At 56.6% G+C, this 18,345-nt stretch carries 17 protein-coding genes; 8 read left to right on the top strand and 9 right to left on the bottom strand.

Annotated features, from left to right (window positions below; translation table 11 throughout):
* The first annotated feature begins 168 nt into the window (after positions 1-168).
* The 5 genes from DX909_RS04940 to DX909_RS04920 all read left to right on the top strand — a co-directional run bounded on the left by DX909_RS04940 (position 169) and on the right by DX909_RS04920 (position 5,974).
* Positions 169-657: a (2Fe-2S)-binding protein gene (locus DX909_RS04940; RefSeq protein WP_128543995.1), complete on the top strand. Its 489-nt coding sequence runs from the start codon at positions 169-171 to the stop codon at positions 655-657.
* 29 nt (positions 658-686) lie between these two features.
* Positions 687-2,924 (top strand): xanthine dehydrogenase family protein molybdopterin-binding subunit, encoded by a 2,238-nt coding sequence (locus DX909_RS04935; protein WP_128543994.1) that lies wholly within the window; start codon positions 687-689, stop codon positions 2,922-2,924.
* Positions 2,921-3,643: a DUF4488 domain-containing protein gene (locus DX909_RS04930; protein WP_128543993.1), complete on the top strand. Its 723-nt coding sequence runs from the start codon at positions 2,921-2,923 to the stop codon at positions 3,641-3,643. Before DX909_RS04935 ends, DX909_RS04930 begins: the two co-directional genes overlap by 4 nt.
* A 225-nt stretch (positions 3,644-3,868) precedes the next feature.
* Positions 3,869-4,831 carry a phytanoyl-CoA dioxygenase family protein gene (locus DX909_RS04925; protein WP_128543992.1) on the top strand — a complete coding sequence of 321 codons (963 nt, stop codon included), beginning with the start codon at positions 3,869-3,871 and terminating at the stop codon, positions 4,829-4,831.
* A gap of 63 nt (positions 4,832-4,894) precedes the next feature.
* On the top strand, positions 4,895-5,974 hold the full coding sequence (locus tag DX909_RS04920) for a dipeptidase (protein WP_128543991.1): 1,080 nt from the start codon (positions 4,895-4,897) through the stop codon (positions 5,972-5,974).
* Here DX909_RS04920 and DX909_RS04915 read toward each other — a convergent pair.
* Positions 5,971-6,588 carry a DUF4126 domain-containing protein gene (locus DX909_RS04915; RefSeq protein WP_229310955.1) on the bottom strand — a complete coding sequence of 206 codons (618 nt, stop codon included), beginning with the start codon at positions 6,586-6,588 and terminating at the stop codon, positions 5,971-5,973. The genes DX909_RS04920 and DX909_RS04915 overlap by 4 nt on opposite strands.
* Before the next feature lie 48 nt (positions 6,589-6,636).
* On the opposite strand from DX909_RS04915, the gene DX909_RS04910 reads away from it, so the two are divergent.
* Positions 6,637-8,397 (top strand): ABC transporter ATP-binding protein, encoded by a 1,761-nt coding sequence (locus DX909_RS04910; RefSeq protein WP_128543990.1) that lies wholly within the window; start codon positions 6,637-6,639, stop codon positions 8,395-8,397.
* A gap of 61 nt (positions 8,398-8,458) precedes the next feature.
* Here DX909_RS04910 and DX909_RS04905 read toward each other — a convergent pair whose 3' ends face one another.
* The 8 genes from DX909_RS04905 to DX909_RS04870 form a co-directional block, all read right to left on the bottom strand.
* A complete protein-coding gene (locus tag DX909_RS04905) occupies positions 8,459-8,791 on the bottom strand; it encodes a hypothetical protein (RefSeq protein ID WP_128543989.1) in 333 nt (110 codons plus the stop codon).
* A 113-nt stretch (positions 8,792-8,904) separates the two neighbouring features.
* The gene (locus DX909_RS04900) at positions 8,905-11,469 is read right to left on the bottom strand and encodes a penicillin-binding protein 1A (RefSeq protein WP_128543988.1); all 2,565 of its coding nucleotides are present in this window, start codon (positions 11,467-11,469) and stop codon (positions 8,905-8,907) included.
* A gap of 152 nt (positions 11,470-11,621) precedes the next feature.
* Entirely contained in the window at positions 11,622-12,104 is a 483-nt protein-coding gene (gene msrB / locus DX909_RS04895) for a peptide-methionine (R)-S-oxide reductase MsrB (protein WP_128543987.1), read from the bottom strand.
* 98 nt (positions 12,105-12,202) lie between these two features.
* Complete coding sequence (locus DX909_RS04890; protein ID WP_206512962.1) at positions 12,203-12,745, bottom strand: fasciclin domain-containing protein; 543 nt, start codon at positions 12,743-12,745, stop codon at positions 12,203-12,205.
* A 193-nt stretch (positions 12,746-12,938) separates the two neighbouring features.
* Positions 12,939-13,769, bottom strand: coding sequence for an anti-sigma factor (locus DX909_RS04885; RefSeq protein ID WP_128543986.1), 831 nt, complete (start codon positions 13,767-13,769; stop codon positions 12,939-12,941).
* Positions 13,766-14,185: an RNA polymerase sigma factor gene (locus DX909_RS04880; protein ID WP_374755857.1), complete on the bottom strand. Its 420-nt coding sequence runs from the start codon at positions 14,183-14,185 to the stop codon at positions 13,766-13,768. The genes DX909_RS04885 and DX909_RS04880 overlap by 4 nt, the downstream gene beginning before the upstream one ends.
* Positions 14,186-14,477: 292 nt before the next feature.
* Entirely contained in the window at positions 14,478-14,771 is a 294-nt protein-coding gene (locus tag DX909_RS04875) for a hypothetical protein (protein WP_128543984.1), read from the bottom strand.
* Positions 14,772-14,859: 88 nt separating this feature from the next.
* A complete protein-coding gene (locus DX909_RS04870) occupies positions 14,860-16,173 on the bottom strand; it encodes an alkaline phosphatase D family protein (protein WP_128543983.1) in 1,314 nt (437 codons plus the stop codon).
* A 149-nt stretch (positions 16,174-16,322) separates the two neighbouring features.
* Here DX909_RS04870 and lysA point away from each other — a divergent pair, with 149 nt between their 5' ends.
* Entirely contained in the window at positions 16,323-17,582 is a 1,260-nt protein-coding gene (lysA, locus tag DX909_RS04865; RefSeq protein WP_128543982.1) for a diaminopimelate decarboxylase, read from the top strand.
* A gap of 20 nt (positions 17,583-17,602) precedes the next feature.
* Positions 17,603-18,316 (top strand): YebC/PmpR family DNA-binding transcriptional regulator, encoded by a 714-nt coding sequence (locus DX909_RS04860; protein ID WP_128543981.1) that lies wholly within the window; start codon positions 17,603-17,605, stop codon positions 18,314-18,316.
* Positions 18,317-18,345: the final 29 nt, after the last annotated feature.

Genomic DNA, 18,345 nt, shown 5'->3' with positions numbered 1-18,345 from the left:
GAAGTCGTTTGAAAGGCCTAACTAAGGCCGGGGGGAATGTGTTCCCCGACCCGGTATTTTATCCCGTAAATCCTACCGTTTGTCGAATAAAGGCCATCTTCAAATAAAAGCGCTTGCCGGAATCCTCCATTTTCAGCATATTGTTCGCTTTCCAAACCGATGATACCTATGGCTTCCCTCTCACTGACCATCAACGGCAAAAAACAAACCATCGACGCAGACCCCCAGATGCCTCTGTTATGGGCGATCCGGGACGTGGTAGGTTTGAAAGGTACGAAATTCGGATGCGGCATCGCCCAGTGCGGGGCCTGCACCGTCCACCTGAACGGGACCCCCATCCGTTCGTGTTCCACCCCGGTTTCGGCCGCAGCCGGAAAGAAAATCACCACCATCGAAGGAATCGGCACCGAGAAAAATCTGCACCCGGTGCAGCAGGCCTGGATCGAGGAGCAGGTGCCCCAGTGCGGTTACTGCCAGTCGGGCCAGATCATGTCGGCCGTCGCTCTGCTGAAAGACAAGCCCAGCCCGACCGATGCGGACATCGACGCGGCCATGCGTGGAAACATCTGCCGCTGCGGCACTTACGGCCGCATCCGCAAGGCCATCCACACCGCGGCCAAACTCTCCAAGGAAACCGCTTCGGCTTCCGGCAAATAAGTCTTTCGGTTCAAAATTTCCTGTAATTGATGAAGCCTCAACTTCCCTCCATAGATCGTCGTTCCTTCCTGAAAGCCGCCGGGCTGACCGGCACCGGCCTGCTGCTCGGCTTCACGGCCCGCGCCAACGGCACCTCGCAGGTCGTCAACCTGAACGCAGCCGCTGACCCGAACGCCCTTGTGGCCTTCGAACTGAACCCGTTTATTCTGATCGACAACGCCGGCAACATCACCATTATCAATCACCGCCCCGACATGGGCCAGGGTTCCTGGCAGGCCGTGCCGACGATGATCGCCGAAGAACTCGAAGTCACCCTCGACCAGATCACCATCCGTCAGTCCGACGGCCTGCGGAAATACGGCAGCCAGCTGTCCGGGGGCAGCAGCACGGTCCGGACCGGCTGGAAACGCCTGCGCGAAGTCGGTGCGGCCGCGCGCCAGATGTTCATCGAGTCGGCTGCGGCCCGCTGGAACGTTCCGGTCAGTGAATGCCACGCCGAGAAGGGCACCGTGAAGCACTCCTCCGGCAAAAGCCTGACCTACGGCGAACTCGTGGATGATGCCTCGAAACGGGAGGTACCCAAAACCGTCCAGCTCAAGGCGAAAAAGGATTTCAAGCTGATCGGTCAGCCCCTCCAGCGGCCCGATATCCCTTCCAAAGTGACTGGGAAGGCGGTATTCGGGATGGACGTTACCGTTCCGGGAATGCTGTATGCCAGCGTCGAGCACTGCCCCGTCATCCACGGAAAGGTGGTTTCCATCGACGATTCGGCGACGAAGAAAATACCGGGCGTGAAGGCCGTCGTGAAAACCGAACGCCCCATGCCGCACCGGAAGGCCGAAGCCGTGGCGGTGGTGGCTACCAGTTACTGGGCCGCCCTGCAGGGCCGCCGGGCGCTGAAGGTACAGTGGGACAAGGCCGGCTACGACCAGTCGATGACCACTTCAACGTATTTCCGGGAAATGCGGGAAAAGAGCAAACAGGACGCCTTTCCCTTCTATACCGCCGGAGACTTTAAAGCCGCCTATGAAGCCGCTCCCAAAAAGCTGGAGGGCTTCTACGAAACGCCGTTCCTGGCTCATGCCCCCATGGAACCGGAGGTGGCGGTGGCCCACGTCAAACCCGACGGTTCCTGCGAGATCTGGGCGCCCGTTCAGGGGCCGGACGGCGCCATCGGAGAAGTCTCCCAGTACCTGGGCATCAAACCCGAGCAGGTAAAGGTAACCGTGCCCTTCCTGGGTGGAGCCTTTGGGCGCAAAGCCTACCTCGACTTCGTGCTGGAAGCCGTTCACATTTCCAAACAGGTGAAGGCCCCCGTCAAGCTGGTCTGGACCCGCGAGGACGACATTACGCAGGGCCCCTACCGGCCCGGGATGCTCAGCGCCATGCGGGGGGCGGTCGACGCCGGCGGGAACATCGTGGCCTTCGAACACAAGGCCATCGGCGAATCCATCCAGCGGCAGGTGTTCAAAGCCAATATTGACAACAAGGCCGACGAGTGGGTCGGGGAGTCCATCAACGACAAGGAGTGTCCGTATGGTTTCCCGAACGCCAACGTCGGATACAATAACGTAAAAACCGACATTCCCATCGTCTGGTGGCGGTCCGTCTATGCGTCGAATACCCCCTTCGGACACGAATGTTTCTTCGACGAACTGGCCCATGCCGGGGGCAAGGACCCACTGGCCCTTCGGCTGGAAATGCTGGAAAAGGCCAAAGGCACCGCTAAACCGGAAGGGCAGGAGAAGGGAATCCCGGTGGTCGACCGGTTCATCCAGGTCCTGAAGGTCCTGCGCGAAAAATCGGGTTGGGAAAAACCGCTGGCGGAAGGGCAGGGGAAAGGCGTCGCCATTGCGCGTTCGTTCGGAAGCCAGTGCGCCCACGCCATTTTTGTGACCAAAAAAGGCAACGGGGTTAAAATCGACCGCGTGGTTTCGGTCATGGACTGCGGGATGTACGTCAACCCCGATAATGTCCGGGCGCAGACCGAGGGGAATATCGTGTACGGTCTGACGGCCGCCGTCAAGAACGGGATCACCTTTACGAACGGCCAGGCCGACCAGACCAACTTCCATGACTATCAGGTTCTCCGGCTGGACGAAATGCCGGCGGTCGAGATTCACCTGATCGAGAACGAGGAAGCGCCGGGCGGGGTGGGCGAACCCGGTCTGCCTGCGGTGGCTCCGGCTCTCTGCAATGCCATTTTTGCCGCGACCGGTAAACGCATTCGTACCTTGCCTTTCGACCTTAACAATCTTCCGTCATGAACACCTTGAAAAGCCTGATTCTGACTGCACTGGTGTGCATTTTCTGTGCGGCCGGCCGCCAGTCGGCGCCTTCGCTGGCGGGGGCCTGGAAGCCGGTGGGAGGGGATGGCCCTCCGGTGGTGTATGTGCTGTCGGACGGCTACATGATGGGGGCCTTTTACCAGGGCAATTCCTTCATGGGGACCCAGGGCGGTACGTATAAAACCGACGGCAAAACGCTCAGCATCACCCTCGAATTTTCCACCGACGACAGCACGCAGGTCGGCCGGACCCAGACCTATACCATTGGTTCCCTCAGCGGAAACCGGATGGTGCTGCGCACCGACGGCGGAGAACAGACGTTCGAACGGTTCGACCAGCCGACGGCCCAGACCCCGCTGGCCGGTTTGTGGCGGATTACGGCCCGGGAAGGCAACAACGGGCAGATGAGTCCGATGCAGCGCGGCCCCCGGAAAACGCTCAAACTGCTGACGGCGGGCCGGTTTCAGTGGGCGGCCATCAACCCCGAGACCAAACAGTTCTCCGGCACCGGGGGAGGAACCTACACCTTTAAGGACGGAAAATACGTCGAAACCATCGAATTCTTTTCCCGCGACAACAGCCGGGTCGGCAAGTCACTGACGTTCACCGACGAGCTGAAGGGAACCGACGAATGGCACCACCGGGGCGAAAGCTCCACCGGCGGGAAGGTCAGCGAAGTCTGGACCCGGGAGAAGTAAGTCTTACCGGTACATAAAATACTATTTTCATCTTCCGGACTTCCAGGTATATTGGTTCGATAGAATCAAAACCCGCAGGAGGCCGCGCAGCAAGTGATTCAGCCGTTGCCGGATCCTCTGTGCGGCCTCTTTTTTTGTTTATTTATTTTTACATACAAATAATGAGTATACTTGCGCGTTTCCGGCCGAATCGGCCCATCCAACACCGGAAAACTATATCCTGCTATGAAAACCGATACCGTTGCCCATTCGATGACTCTACCCTGGATCGAGTCACCCTTTTTTTATGAGGTTTTAACCGAAAAAGCGCCCACTGAAGCATTAAAGCAGCAGGCCATCCGGTATCATGAGGACGGTTTTCTGATTCTGAAAGGGGCCGTCAGCCACGACCTCATCGACCGCGCCGTCGCCCAGATCGGCCATGAATATCCCGACCGGATGAACGTCCCGCCGATCCGGCATCAGGACCTTTGGAAAAAATACGATACCGTTCGGGAGATAGCCGTCCTGGAGCCGGTCCAAACCATCCTCGCCTTTCTTTACGGCCGTGACCCGATTCCCTTCCAGACTCTGAATTTCAAGTACGGCACCCAGCAGCGGGGCCATTCGGACACCATTCACTTCAGCAGTGTCCCGGCCCGGTATATGTGTGGCGTCTGGGTAGCCTTCGAACCGACCCACCCGGGCAACGGCCCTCTGTTTTATTACCCGAAATCCCATAAACTGGCCGAATACAATTACTTCGACCTGGGCATCCAGGGCAAGTCCGTCGAGGAGGAATACGACCGCTACGAAGATTACATCGAGGAGTTCATGGCCGCCAAAGGGTTTTCCAAACAGGAGATTTACCTCGAAAAGGGGGACGTCATGATCTGGTCCTCGAACCTGATCCACGGCGGAATGCCCATTCGGGTCGAAAATTCGACCCGCTGGTCGCAGGTGACCCATTATTACTTCCGGGACTGCCTTTACTACTCTCCGCGCTTCTCCGACATGCTGACCAACAACCTCAACCTCCGGAACGTCATCCACATCGGAACGGGGGAGAAGGTGCGGCACACCTTCAACGGGCGCCCCATCGAAACCATCAACACCGGGGAGTTTCGCTATGCCATCAGCCAGAATTTCAGTCTCTGGACGCTGATGAAGGGCATGGTACGGAAAATGATCGGTTTTAAACCGTTCTGATCTCGGCGGGAAGGGTTACTTTTGCAGGAAATTTCCAACTGCTTTTCCTCAAACCGCCCTTCCATGTTTCTGATCGACGCCCACCTGGATATTGCCCTGAATGCCATCGAATGGAACCGCGACTACCGCCTTTCGGCCCACCAGATCCGGGAGTCGGAAAGCGGCATGACCGACAAAATCGACCGGGGTCGCGGCACGGTGTCCCTGCCGGACCTTCGCCGGGGTCAAATCGGGCTGGTCGTGGCGACGCAGATTGCCCGATTCAATCAGACCAACGACAACCTGCCGGGTGCCGGATGGAACTCCCCGCATCAGGCCTGGGCGGTCACGCAGGCCCAGCTGGCGTGGTATCAGGCCATGGAAGCCGACGGTCAGATGGTGCAGATCCAGGATGCCGCGGGGCTGGAAAATCATGTCCGGCTCTGGCTCGATGCGTCCGTTTCGGATGCTGAAAAACCGGTAGGCTACATTCTCAGTCTGGAAGGAGCCGATTCGCTCATCGATCTTTCCTACCTGGAAAAAGCCTACGGCTATGGCCTGCGGGCACTCGGCCCGGCCCACTACAGCACCGGGCGGTATGCCCCGGGAACGGGCCTGAGCGGACCGCTGACTCCGCTGGGTCGCGAATTGGTGAAGGAAATGGACCGGCTCGGAATCATTCTGGACGTGACGCACCTGACGGACGAAGGCTTCTCGGAAGCACTCTCCCTGTATCATGGGCCGGTTTGGGCCAGCCATCACAACTGCCGAACGCTGGTACCCCACCAGCGGCAGCTCGCCGACGACCAGATCCGGCAGCTGGTGGAGCGGGGCGCAGTAATCGGCGGCTGTTTCGACGCCTGGATGATGAAGCCCGGATTTACCCAGCGGAAAAGCAACCCCGCCGACTTCGGCATTACCATCGAAACCATCGTGGATCACTACGATCATATCTGCCAGATGACCGGTAACAGCCTGCATATCGCCGTCGGAAGTGACCTCGATGGAACGTACGGTACCGAGCAGTCACCCACGGATCTCGATACCATCGCCGACCTGCAGAAGTTGCAGGATATTCTGACTACTCGGGGATATTCCGCCGAAGACATCGAAAATATATTCTACAAAAACTGGCTTCGCTTCCTCCGGAATGCCTGGAGCTAAGGTTTCGGAGCCGGAACCCGCCTGCGCCGGATCAGCAGGCGGATGAAGAACACGACCACCACCAAAGCCAGAAATCCGGCAATCAGAGGCAGAAAGACCGTCAGGAAGGACAGCCCGAAGGAAAGAATGTTTTCGGCGCTGGACACTACCGGGTTGCCCAGGCCGCCGGTGGTGGCGGTCGAACCGATGCGAAGCAGGCTGGTTCCGGCCTGAATCAGACCCGCCGTTCCCCCGCCGGCAATGATACCCAGCCCCCACCGCAGGAGCGGAGCGTCGATGTCCACGAAAGAAGTGGTCATTATGGTGCCGGCTACGAAAGCCACCGGTGTCGCCACCGTATCCAGCGCGTTATCGAGCCAGGGAATATAATAAGCGCCGATTTCAGCGATCGTGGCCGTCGCCAGGACAAACAGGCCCGTCCAGCTGCCCAGCCATTCGAAGCCGGGGGTGGCATCGATCCAGCCGGCTTTGAGGGCCAGGCAGGCGACCAGCATCGGTACAAAAATACGGAAACCGCAACAGGCGCTCAGACCGAGGCCGAGACAAAGACTAACCAGCCATTCCATAAAGGACCCGGGGACGATGAGTGAAAAGACCCCGTCTACTAAACTCATAATTGTTTTTTTCTGTTACAACAAAAACCTTCCAACCGATTCGCCCCTGTGAGTAACGAAACCAAGAGCGGTCAAATCTTTGACTGGGTCACGTTGCGACGGCTGTATGCCTTCGTAAAGCCATATCAGGCCAGATTTTATTTACTGATCTTCGTCATTCTTCTAAGTGCGTGTCTGGCGCCGGTGCTGCCTTTACTGATCAAGTATACGATTGATAATGAGGTAGCTGCGGGCGATTATGGCGGTCTGACCGGGATGCTTTCCCTGATGATCGGGGTGCTGGTACTGCAGGGCCTGATCCAGTTTCTCAACACCTACCTGTCGGGCTGGCTGGGACAGAATGTGATCCGGGATATCCGGGTCCGGGTGTATGAAAAAATTCTTCAGCTTCGCCTGAAATTTTTTGATAACACGCCCATCGGCCGGCTTGTTACCCGGACCATTTCGGACGTGGAAACCCTGGCCGACGTATTCAGTGAAGGCATGGCCGCCATCGCCGGGGATATTCTCCAGCTGGTGCTGATTATCGGCGTCATGTTTTATACCGACTGGCGGCTCTCGGCCATCAGCCTGTCGATGATCCCGCTGATGCTGCTCAGCACGTATATTTTCAAGGAAAAGATCAAGGTATCGTTCAACGAAGTCCGCACGGCCGTCGCCAATCTGAACTCCTTCGTCCAGGAGCATATCACCGGGATGAGCATCGTCCAGATTTTCGGAAGTGAGCAGATCGAAGCCGACAAGTTCCGGCAGATCAACCACGAACACCGGAAAGCCAATATTCGCTCCATCTGGTATTACAGCGTTTACTATCCCGTTGCCGATATTCTTTCGGCGGCCGCCACCGGGCTGGTGGTCTGGTACGGGGCCAAAGAAATTCTGAACCAGGAGGTCACCTATGGCACCGTCACTGCCTTCATCATGTTCATCAACCTGTTCTTTCGCCCGATCCGGATGCTCGCCGACCGCTTCAATACCCTACAGATGGGGATCGTCAGCACCGACCGGATTCTGAAACTCCTCGACTCCGACGATTTTACGCCCAACAACGGCACCTACGAACCGGCGGCTTTCCGCGGCAACGTGGACTTCAAAAATGTCTGGTTTGCCTACAATGAGGAAGAATACGTTCTGCGGGACATCAACTTTTCGGTGAAGGAAGGGGAAACCGTGGCTTTTGTGGGTGCCACCGGGGCCGGAAAATCCTCGATCATCAACCTTCTGAGCCGCTTCTACGACATCAACAAGGGCGAAATCCTGATCGACGGGGTTAAAATCCACGAGTACAGGCTGGAAGCCCTCCGCCGGAGCATCGGAGTGGTTTTGCAGGACGTTTTCCTGTTTTCCGACACCATCGAAAACAACATTAACCTGCGCGATAAAACCATCACCCGGGAACGCATCGTGGAAGCCGCCAAACTGGTCGGCGTTCACGATTTCATCGAACGGCTGCCGGGCGGCTACGACTACAATGTGATGGAACGCGGTTCTACGCTGTCGGTGGGCCAGCGGCAGTTGATTTCCTTTGTTCGGGCCATCGTTCAGAATCCCCGCATCATCGTACTGGATGAAGCCACCTCCTCCGTAGACACGGAGACCGAGGAGATGATTCAGCAGGCCATCCGGAAACTGATGACCGGCCGGACGGCCATCGTCATCGCCCACCGGCTTTCCACGATCCGGGAAGCGCACAAGATCATCGTGGTCGACAAAGGGCGGATTGTGGAGCAGGGAACGCACGAGGAGCTGCTCCAGAAGGAGGGATTCTACTCGAACCTGTACCGGATGCAGTACAAGGAAGTCGTTTAACCGGAAGGAATATACTCACGGGGCTGATTCGACCAAAACCGGTCGAATCAGCCCCGTTCTTTTAGCTTTTGAGGGCCTCTTCTTCATCTTCCGGAGAGGCTCCCGTTATCCCTTCGTGAGTAACCTTCCGGGGTTCGGGGTCGCCGATGGGAGGCTCGGCACCCGCCAGCGCGTAGGCGATCTTTTCACTTAAAAACTCATCACTGGACGGATCGCTGGTTTGCTGAGAAGGAATTCTCCCTACTGCCTGGTCGTTGGCCTCCAATTCCGTTTCTTCACTGCTGGGAGTAACGGCGGTCTGGTCGATGATCTCCTCATCAGCATTCGGGTCATTGTCCATCCCGGACGGAACCCCCTTCAGGGGATGGAGATTCGGATTTTGTGATGGCGTCATAATCGTTGAGCTGATTGTTAAAGTAATAAAACCCGATTCGGGGGCGAGGTGTTTATTCGACCCAAAAGAAGCAGGCGGCCCGGTCATGGAGCCGCCTGCTTCTTTAGAGGAAATTATTGGGAAGCCCGGGTCGTGTCCGGCGGCTCGACCGGCAGCGTGGGCGGTTCGAACTCCAGAGAGTCGGACTGGGGTTCGATGCCGGTGCTGTCGGCTTCCTCCGACATGTCTTCTTCCTCCTCATACCCACCGGGGCAATTCAGGTAATTTTTCGAAATGGTAAAGGTGGGTTTTGCAAAAGGCCCCTGATACACGTCCAGGGACTTGTCCTTATACACCTGTTCGAGGAACCGGCCCACCAGCGGCAGAGCGGTTTTGGCTCCCTCTCCGAGGTCGGTCGAACGGAAGTGAATGCTCCGGTCGTCCCCACCGACCCAGGCTCCCACCACGAGGTCACGCGTGACGCCCATGAACCAGCCGTCGGAGTTGTTGGAGGTGGTTCCGGTTTTGCCGCCCACCTGATTTTTGTTTTTGAACAGGTCGTACGACCACAGGTTCTGCGACGTGCCGCCCGATTCCTCCAGCCCCCCGCGCAGCATATGCAGCATCAGGAAGGCGGTTTCTTCCCGAATCGCCTGTTTCCGCTCCGGCACGAATTCCTCGATTACCCTGCCGTTCCGGTCTTCGATCCGGGTCACCAGCAGAGGTTCGGTAAATACTCCATTGTTGGCAAAGGTGCAGTAGGCGGCTACCATCTCATACAGGGACACGTCGGACGACCCCAGCCCGACCGAGGGCACGGCCGCCAGCGGGCTCTGAATGCCGAGCCGGTGGGCGTAGGAAACCACCCGGTCGGGGGAGGCCACCTCGTTGGTCAACTGGGCGGTAATGGAGTTGATGGACCGCGCCATTGCCCGGCGGAGGGTCATGTTCGAGTAGGAGAAGGTACCGGTCGAATTTTTAGGTTCCCAGACCTTTTTCTCCCCTTTTTCGATGTATTCCGTCCGGAAAGGCTCGTCGCGCAGGCGGTCGCAGGGGCCCAGGTTGATGGTCGAATCGTCGATGACCGTGGCATAAACGAACGGCTTGAACGTCGAGCCGGGCTGCCGTTTTCCCTGCTTGACGTGATCGTATTTGAAGAACTCATAGTCCAGCCCGCCGACCCAGCTGCGGATGAAGCCGGTATGCGGGTCCATGGCGACCATGCCCGCCTGTAAAAACCGTTTGTAGTAGGCGATGGAGTCCATCGGCGTCATGTACATCTTCTTCGGGCCGTTCCACGAAAAGACCGTCATGCTGTCTTTTTTCTCGTAGAGGTAGTAGTGGACCGAATCCGGCTGGTTGGGAAATTTCTGCTGTAGGGCTTTGTAGCGCTCGGTTCGCTGGGCCACCTTGTCGAGAAAATCCGGAATCTCCTCCCCGTTTTCGTCCGTCCAGGGCTTGCGGCCTTTCCAGTGGTTGTCGAAAACCCGCTGAAGCTGCTTCATCTTCTCCGAAACCGCCTTTTCGGCGTAGGCCTGCATTCGGGAGTCGATGGTCGTATACACCCTCAGTCCATCGGTATAGAGATCATACCCGTTCTCCTCACCCCATTTTTTGACGAAATCGACCACCGCGTTCTTGAAGTAATTGGCCGGACCCGCATACGGGTTATCCGGAGTGAAGCGGGTTTTGAGCGGAAGGGCGGTGATGGAGTCCATCTGTTTCCGGCTCAGAAAGTTGTATTTCGCCATCTGGCTCAGCACCACGTTCCGCCGGTTCACCGACTTCTGGAAGTTGCGTTTGATCAGCGGGTTGTATGTCGTGGTCGCTTTCTGGAGCCCGACCAGAACGGCCGCTTCCTGCACGTTCAGGCTGTCGGGGGATTTATTGAAGTAGGTACGGGCGGCCGTTTTAATACCGTAGGCGTTGCTGCCGAAATCGACGGTATTGAAATACATGGTCAGAATTTCCTCCTTCGTGAAGTTTCGTTCCAGTTTGATGGCCATGAGCCACTCCTTGGTCTTCAGAATGAAGGTCTTGACGACCGGGACGTTGAACAGCAGACCGCGGGACTGCTTCCGGCGGGTCTTGAAAAGGTTTTTGGCCAGCTGCTGGGTGATCGTACTGCCTCCCCCGGCGCTGTTTCCGGTGAGAACGCCGAAGAGAACGCGGCCGAGGCTGCGCGTATCGATACCGGAGTGTTTGTAAAACCGGACATCTTCGGTGGCGATCAGAGCGTTGATCAGGTGGGGCGGCAGGTTTTTATACTGGATCGGCGTCCGGTTTTCGGTAAAGAACCGCCCGATCAGCACCTTGTCGTAGGAGTAGATTTCCGACGACTGCGCGACCTTCGGGTTCTGAAGGTTTTCTACACTGGGCATTTCACCACTGAGATACAGAAAGTTGGTCTCGATGGCGAACACATAAAACGCCAGCAGAAAGAGGCCGATCAGGGCGCCTTTCCAGAGTTTATAGATGATTTTGAAATACGGCGAATGGGTATCAAAGCGGGCAGCAATCCAGTTGCGATAACGCTGCCGAACGGTACGGTAGTGCTGTCCCCACGAATTGACGCGCTCCGGTCCGAAAAGGGCCGACATCAGGCGGTATACCAGTCGACGAAAGCCAGCGCTTATACGACCGAAAAAACCCGAGATGCCTCTCCCCAGGGCACGGAACCGTCCCCAGAATTCACTCATGCGAGGTGTAATGTCGGTTAGAGAATCACAACCTGCGGATGTGGTGCAGGCTGTTCAACATAACAAATATAACGTAAATAATGACGTTGTAATATGGAAAAAGCCAGACTGGTATTCCAGCTGGCTCAAAATCAAGGTATTAAATTTTATAGTTACTTCCGGACGAATTCCAGGGCAGCGCCGTTCATGCAGTACCGAAGTCCGGTCGGTTTGGGGCCGTCATCGAAAACATGCCCCAGATGCCCCCCGCAGACGGCACATTCCACTTCCGTCCGGATCATACCGTGGGCACGGTCCACTTTTTCCGCCACGTTCTGTTTGGCGATGGGTGCATAGAAACTCGGCCAGCCCGTGCCGGATTCAAACTTGGTGTCCGAACTGAACAGGGGCGTTTTACAGGCGGCACACCGAAATACGCCATGATCGTGGTTATCGACCAGCGGACTGGTATAAGGCCGTTCGGTACCCTGTTCGCGCAGGATGTAATACTGTTGGGGCGTCAGGACCTTTTTCCATTCCGAATCGGATTTCACCACTTTCCGAAGTTTGGGGTCGTCCGTGGCCGTGGAGAAGGAGAGGAGGGAGCCGGTGAGCGCCAGCCCACACAGGATTCCGAGGAATAGCTTGCGGTTCATAATGCACTAACAATTAAGTTTCAGGGATAGTTTTCCGAACGGAAAAAGCCACACATGACAGATTCAGTGCGGCTTTTTCCGTTGGAATTTCGATGGGTTTATTTCGGCATCAGCACCGTGTCGATCGAGTGAATGACCCCGTTCGACTGGTATACGTCGGAAATATCGACCATGGCCATACCGCCTTTTTCATCGACGATCTCGATGCCCTTGCCTTTCATTTTGGCGGTCAGGCTACCACCGGCCACGGTTTTCAGCATGGCCGTCCCGTTTCCGTCCTTGATCTGTTTGGCGAGTGCCTTCGCATCCAGCCGGCCCGGAACGACGTGATAGGTCAGGATACCGGTCAGTGCGCCCTTGTTCTCGGGTTTCAGCAGGTTGTCGACGGTGCCGGAAGGCAGTTTGCCGAACGCCGTATTAGACGGGGCAAACACCGTGAACGGGCCGGCTCCCTGCAGGGTTTCCACCAGCCCGGCGGCTTTGACGGCGGCTACGAGGGTGGTATGGTCTTTGGAGTTGACGGCATTTTCAATGATGTTTTTCTGAGGATACATCATGGCTCCTCCGACTTCTTTGGGTTTCTGAGCGTAGGCAATGCTGACGAAGGTGCACAGAATGGCTGCAAAAAGACCTTTTTTCATGATGGTTTTCATGGTTTGCATAAACGATAAAATAGGTTGGAATGTAAAGGAATCCTGGTTGCAACCGATTCACTGACAATACCTACGGCCCGATTTTCGGTTTGGATTTTCCGGTTTGAAAATTTTGCGGAGACGGCATAAAAAAAGGCCCTGGAGGTATATCCAGGGCCTTTTTAAAAGGTTCAGGCGGGGGTCAGCTCTTTACGTTTCCCATCACGACCATGGCCGTCATCGTCGGCGTCGGGCTGCCGCCCCGTCGTTCGAGGGTGATGGCGAAAGCGTCGGCGCGGGTGAATTTCAGCGTCTGGTGAACCAGCTGGGTGCCTTCCCCGATGTCAAAAACACCGGCATCCACCGGCTGACCGTCCACGATGGCCCACAACTGGTATTGCTGGGTATCGGGCGGGCGGGTGAGGGAATCGACTTCCAGGCTGACCTGACCGGTATCCGTGTTCCAGTAAACCGTAGCCAGGTCCTGCCGGGTGGAATCGGTCGGGTTCAGGCGGATGGCCCGCATCCCCGGTTCCTTCAGCATGGCCAGCGTAAGGTCCGACTGCGTCTGTCGCTCCCGCAGGACTTCTACCTCCCCTTCCAGTTTCTCCTTGGACGATTGCAGCTCGGCAACGCTTTGCCGGGCCGTCTGGAGCTGGGAGTACAGGAAAAAGGCGAAGACCAGCATCAGCAACCCTACGGACGCGGCCACCAGCCACGTCACCCGGTAAGTCGGGCGCGAATCCGGATCATCGATCGGATACAGGGGCCGAATGGGCGTTCCCTTTGGTTCCGATGCTGCCGGAGGGGTAAAATCAAGGGTTTTCAGCAGGTTCTCCTTAATGTCGGCGGGTGGGTCACGGCGGAGAGTCAGGGCATACTGCTCCAGCGCAACGGACAAACTGTCCAGCTCCTGCCGGATTTCCGGGTAGATGCTCGACAGGCATTCCACTTCCCGCCGTTCCTGCGGGCTGGCCGTTCCGAGCACATACTCCTCCAGAATCCCTGACTCGATGTATTCTTTAATATTCATGAGCCGAATAACTTCTTCAATTCCTGTAATGCCGAGCGAACTCTCGTTTTGACGGTTCCGAGAGGAAGATTCAGCTTCTCTGCCGCTTCTTCATGCGTATATCCGCGAAAATAAACGAGATCGATGACGGTTTGCCGGTCCGGATTCAACCGGCTGACCTTTTCCGGCAGGTCCATAACTTCCGGGTTCGGTTGATACGCCTGCTGTTGCTGGTCGATAATATCTACGATTTCGGCCCCGGTTTGGATTGACTGACCGGCGTGCCGGGTTCTCAGGGCGTCGATGGCGGTATTCCTTGCGATGTTGAGCAGCCAGGTAAACAGCCGTCCCTTCTGGGAGTCGTAAGAAGGAATATTTTTCCAGATTTTTACGAACGAATCCTGCAATACGTCACGGGCGGCTTCCTCGTCACGCACTATTTTTAATATAACGCCATAAAGTGCTGGGGAGTATTGATCATATAAGATGTGGAAAGCCGGCTCCTCCCGCTGTCGGAGCCTACTGACCAATACTTCTTCCGTAATCGAGGGGTTAGAACGCTTCAAGGCTTCGGAACGTCAAGTGACCGAAAGGGTTGCTGTCAAAAATACAAATAAATTGAAGCGGGCAAGAGAATGAGGTCTTTTTTAAGGGAAAAAATGAAAAAAAAGCCACCTCAGACTTCTAAGGTGACTTTTTTGTAAATGTTGGTTACTAAATCGTTCCCGGTCACTCCGGCGGATTGCCGCTCGTTTTTCTGGTCTTTACCGTCTTCCGGGTTTTCGTCTGCACACTGGTACTCTTGTTCCGGACGGCGCTTTCCGAACGGCGGGCATTCCGGCTCGACTGCGTTCCTTTCACCAGTTTACTCTGAACCGAGTCGGCATTGGCGGAGGGTTCCCCCTGGGGGAACGTCTGCGAATTCTGCTCCGGTGCATGGGTGTTGGGCGAGGGTGTCGTCTGCGCCTGGGCCTGAACCGACATCCACAGCAGGGCACCGCAAAGTATGGCTGCTTTTTTCATGGTCTTCGTATAAACGTTGAGTTCACTTTTAACCAGCGCTATCCGAAATTGTTTTCCTTCCGGCCCGAAACCTGATCGCCGAAATGGCCTATTTCAGTTCGGCGGCCCGGATTTCCCGGTTCCATTTTTCACCTCCCTTCGTATCGAAAACCCGGATTTTCAGCACCCGGTCTTTGGCCGGGCCGCTGACTTCCATGGTGGCGAAGTTGCGTTCGGTCACCAGTGTCCCGTCCACCACCGTCGGCTGCTTCAGTTCGGCCTCCTGCGGTTTGGCCGGGCCGGAGGTCAGCGGGGAGATCGTGACGTCGTAGAGCGGGTAGGTTCCCGGCCGTTCCATCCGATGGAGAATGGTATGATGACGGTCGCCGGTGATGAAAAGAACGCCCGGAATGCGGGCTTCGGTGATCGAGCGGATCAGCTGGTTGCGCTCGTCGGCATAGTTGGCGTAGTTCTCGAAAATGGCGGAGGGGTTCACTACCTGCCCGCCGATCACCACGAACTTGAAGGGGGCGCTGCTGCCGGTGAGGGCGTCGATGAGCCAGTTCAGCTGCCGTTTGCCCAGATACTCCCGATCCCCGGTTCGGGCTTCGTTCGGGCTGCGCCAGGTCCGGTCGTCCATCAGGAAAAACTGGCAGTCGTTCCAGAAGAATGTTCCGGTGCAGCCTTCGTCGAAGATGTAGTTAGGGTTGCCCCAGAAAAGCTTGAAGGCTTCGAGGGTGACGGGTTTAAGCCAGTAGCTGCGGTCCGAATCGTTGGGTCCGAAATCGTGGTCGTCCCAGGTGGCGTAATGATGAACCGACCCGAGCAGCGGCTGCATCTGCTTCACGGAGCGGGTGTGTGTATAGCGGTGCAGAACGCCGGAGCGGCTGTTCCAGTCGGGCTCGCGCAGGTACATGTTGTCGCCGGTCCAGAGCATGAAATCCGGTTTCTGCCGGACGATGGCATCGAAGATTTCATAGCCTTCTCCATAAGCCCGACCCGGCCGGTCGAACTGCTCCTCGGAAATGTACGTACAGCTTCCGAGCGCGAACCGGAAAGCCGGCGGGTCGGTGCGCCATTGCCAGAGCGGCTGGCTCTGAAAGGTAAGCGGGTAAGAGACCGGGGCCTTCCTGCCGTCGATAAACACCTCATAGTCATACCGTTTGCCCGGCAGCAGCCGGTCGGCCACGAGTTTGGCGGTATGGGCGGTTTTCGCGGACGTCAGCACTTCCTCCGTACTGAATTTCCGGGCCGGGGCGCCCTGTTCCCAGTATTGGACCTTCACCCGGGCCGGTTTCACGGTCTGCGCCCAGATCAGTACTTCCCGCATATCCGAATAACCCAGCATCGGACCGGACTGCAACTGACAATAGGCCGAAAGGGAAAGCACCATGAATGCGGTCAGGAAGGAGAATTTTTTCATAAGATGAAAATTTTGAGTAAACCGGTGGAAAATTTAGGGTGAATCAAATGATTTTCAGGGGTGAGATGGGGCCGGAAGAACCCGCCGGCCTGGAGAATAAGCCATAATTTCACTTATATTTGCACCTCAAATTTGGTGAATACCCATTCATGCAGACAGACCATAATCAGTTTACCATTCAGGGCGTCGACCTGCGCGGGATGGCCGGGGATTTCGGCTTACCCCTGTACGTGTATGATGCCGACAAAATTATTGAAAAGATCGGTACGCTCCAGTCGGCTTTTTCGGGAGTTAACCTTAAGATAAAATACGCGGCCAAAGCCCTGACCAACGTTTCGATCCTGAAACTGATGCGGAGCCGGGGCATCGATGTGGAGGTGGTTTCGATCAATGAGATCCGGCTGGCGCTGCTCGCCGGCTTCGAACCCCGCCAGATCATGTATACCCCCAGCGGGGTTTCCTTTTCCGAAATCCGGGACGCCCTCGGTCTGGGCGTCCGCCTGAACGTGGACAGCCTGCCTTTGCTGGAATGGATCGGACAAACCTACGGGGCGGAGGTTCCGGTCGGTATCCGCATCAATCCTCACATTGCCGAAGGCGGCAACATCAAGATCCAGACCGGCCACGCCGATTCCAAGTTCGGCATCTCCGTCGAACAGCGGGACCGGATCAAATCGCTGGTCGACCGGTACGGCCTTCGGATCATCGGTCTGCACATTCACACGGGTTCCGACTTCAAGAATGCCGATGCCTTCCTGAAAGGGGCCGCCGTGCTTTTCGATCTGGCGATGGAGTACCCGCATCTGGAGTTTCTGGATTTCGGCAGCGGTTTCAAGGTGTCGTACCGGGAAGGGGATCACGTCACGGATGTCGAGGACCTGGGGCGGAACGTGTCGGCGGCCTTTCAGGCCTTCTGCGGGCGGTATGGACGGGAAGTGGAACTCTGGTTCGAACCCGGGAAATTCCTCGTCAGCGAGAGCGGTTTTCTTCTGGTCGGCGTCAATGTGGTCAAGGAGAACCCGAATCGGACGTTTGTCGGGGTGGATTCCGGCCTAAACCACCTCATCCGGCCGATGATGTACGATGCCTACCACGAAATCGTCAATATTTCGAACCCGGCCGGTGAGCAGAAAACGTATAGCGTCGTTGGCTATATTTGCGAAACCGACACCTTCGGCTGGGACCGCACTCTCTCTGAAGTACGGCCCGGCGACATTCTGATGTTCCGCAACGCCGGGGCCTACGGCTACAGCATGAGTTCCAATTACAACTCCCGGTTTCGGCCGGCCGAGGTCCTCGTCTACGAAGGCCGGCCGTTCCTGATCCGCCGGCGCGAAACCTTCGAGGACCTGATCCGGAACCAGGTCGAGGTGAATTTTGAAGAAGAAATAACCGAGAAAATCAGATAGGAAAAGTTTAAGTCAGACCCATGGGACGCGCATTCGAATACCGAAAAGCCCGAAAATTCAAACGGTGGGGGATGATGGCCAAAACCTTCACCAAAATTGGTAAAGACATTGCTCTGGCTGTAAAAAGCGGTGGCTCCGACCCGACGGCCAACGGTCGCCTGCGGGCCGCCATCCAGAACGCCAAGGCGGCCAACATGCCCAAGGAAAACGTGGAGCGGGCCATCAAGAAAGCTTCTTCCAAAGAGCAGGAAGATTATAAGGAAATTACCTACGAAGGCTACGGCCCCCACGGCATCGCCGTCGTGATCGAAACCGCCACGGACAACATCAACCGGACGGTCGCCAACATCCGCAGCTATTTCAGCAAATACGGCGGCAGCCTGGGCACCTCCGGAATGCTCGACTTTATGTTCGACCGCAAGTCGGTCTTCCGGATTCCGGCCGAAAACATCGATCTGGAAGAACTCGAACTGGAACTGATCGATTTCGGCGCCGACGACATTTCTCTCGATGAAGAGGCCAACCAGATCGTGATCTACGGGGAGTTTGCTTCTTTCGGAGCCATTCAGAAACACCTCGAAGAAAAAGGCTTTGAATTGAAACAGGCCGAGTTTGAGCGGATTCCGAACGATACGAAGGAGCTTTCCGAAGAAGAGCAGGCCGATGTGGAAAAGCTGCTGGAAAAGATCGAAGAGGATGAGGACGTCCTGAACGTCTTTCACAATATGCGGTAATTCCGGCTTTGGCCCGGCCGCCCACAAAA

The organism is Larkinella soli, assembly GCF_003703975.1.
Taxonomy (GTDB): Bacteria; Bacteroidota; Bacteroidia; order Cytophagales; family Spirosomataceae; genus Larkinella; species Larkinella soli.
The sequence above is the reverse complement of the archived record's forward strand: the minus strand, read 5'-3'. Positions and strand labels throughout refer to the sequence as shown.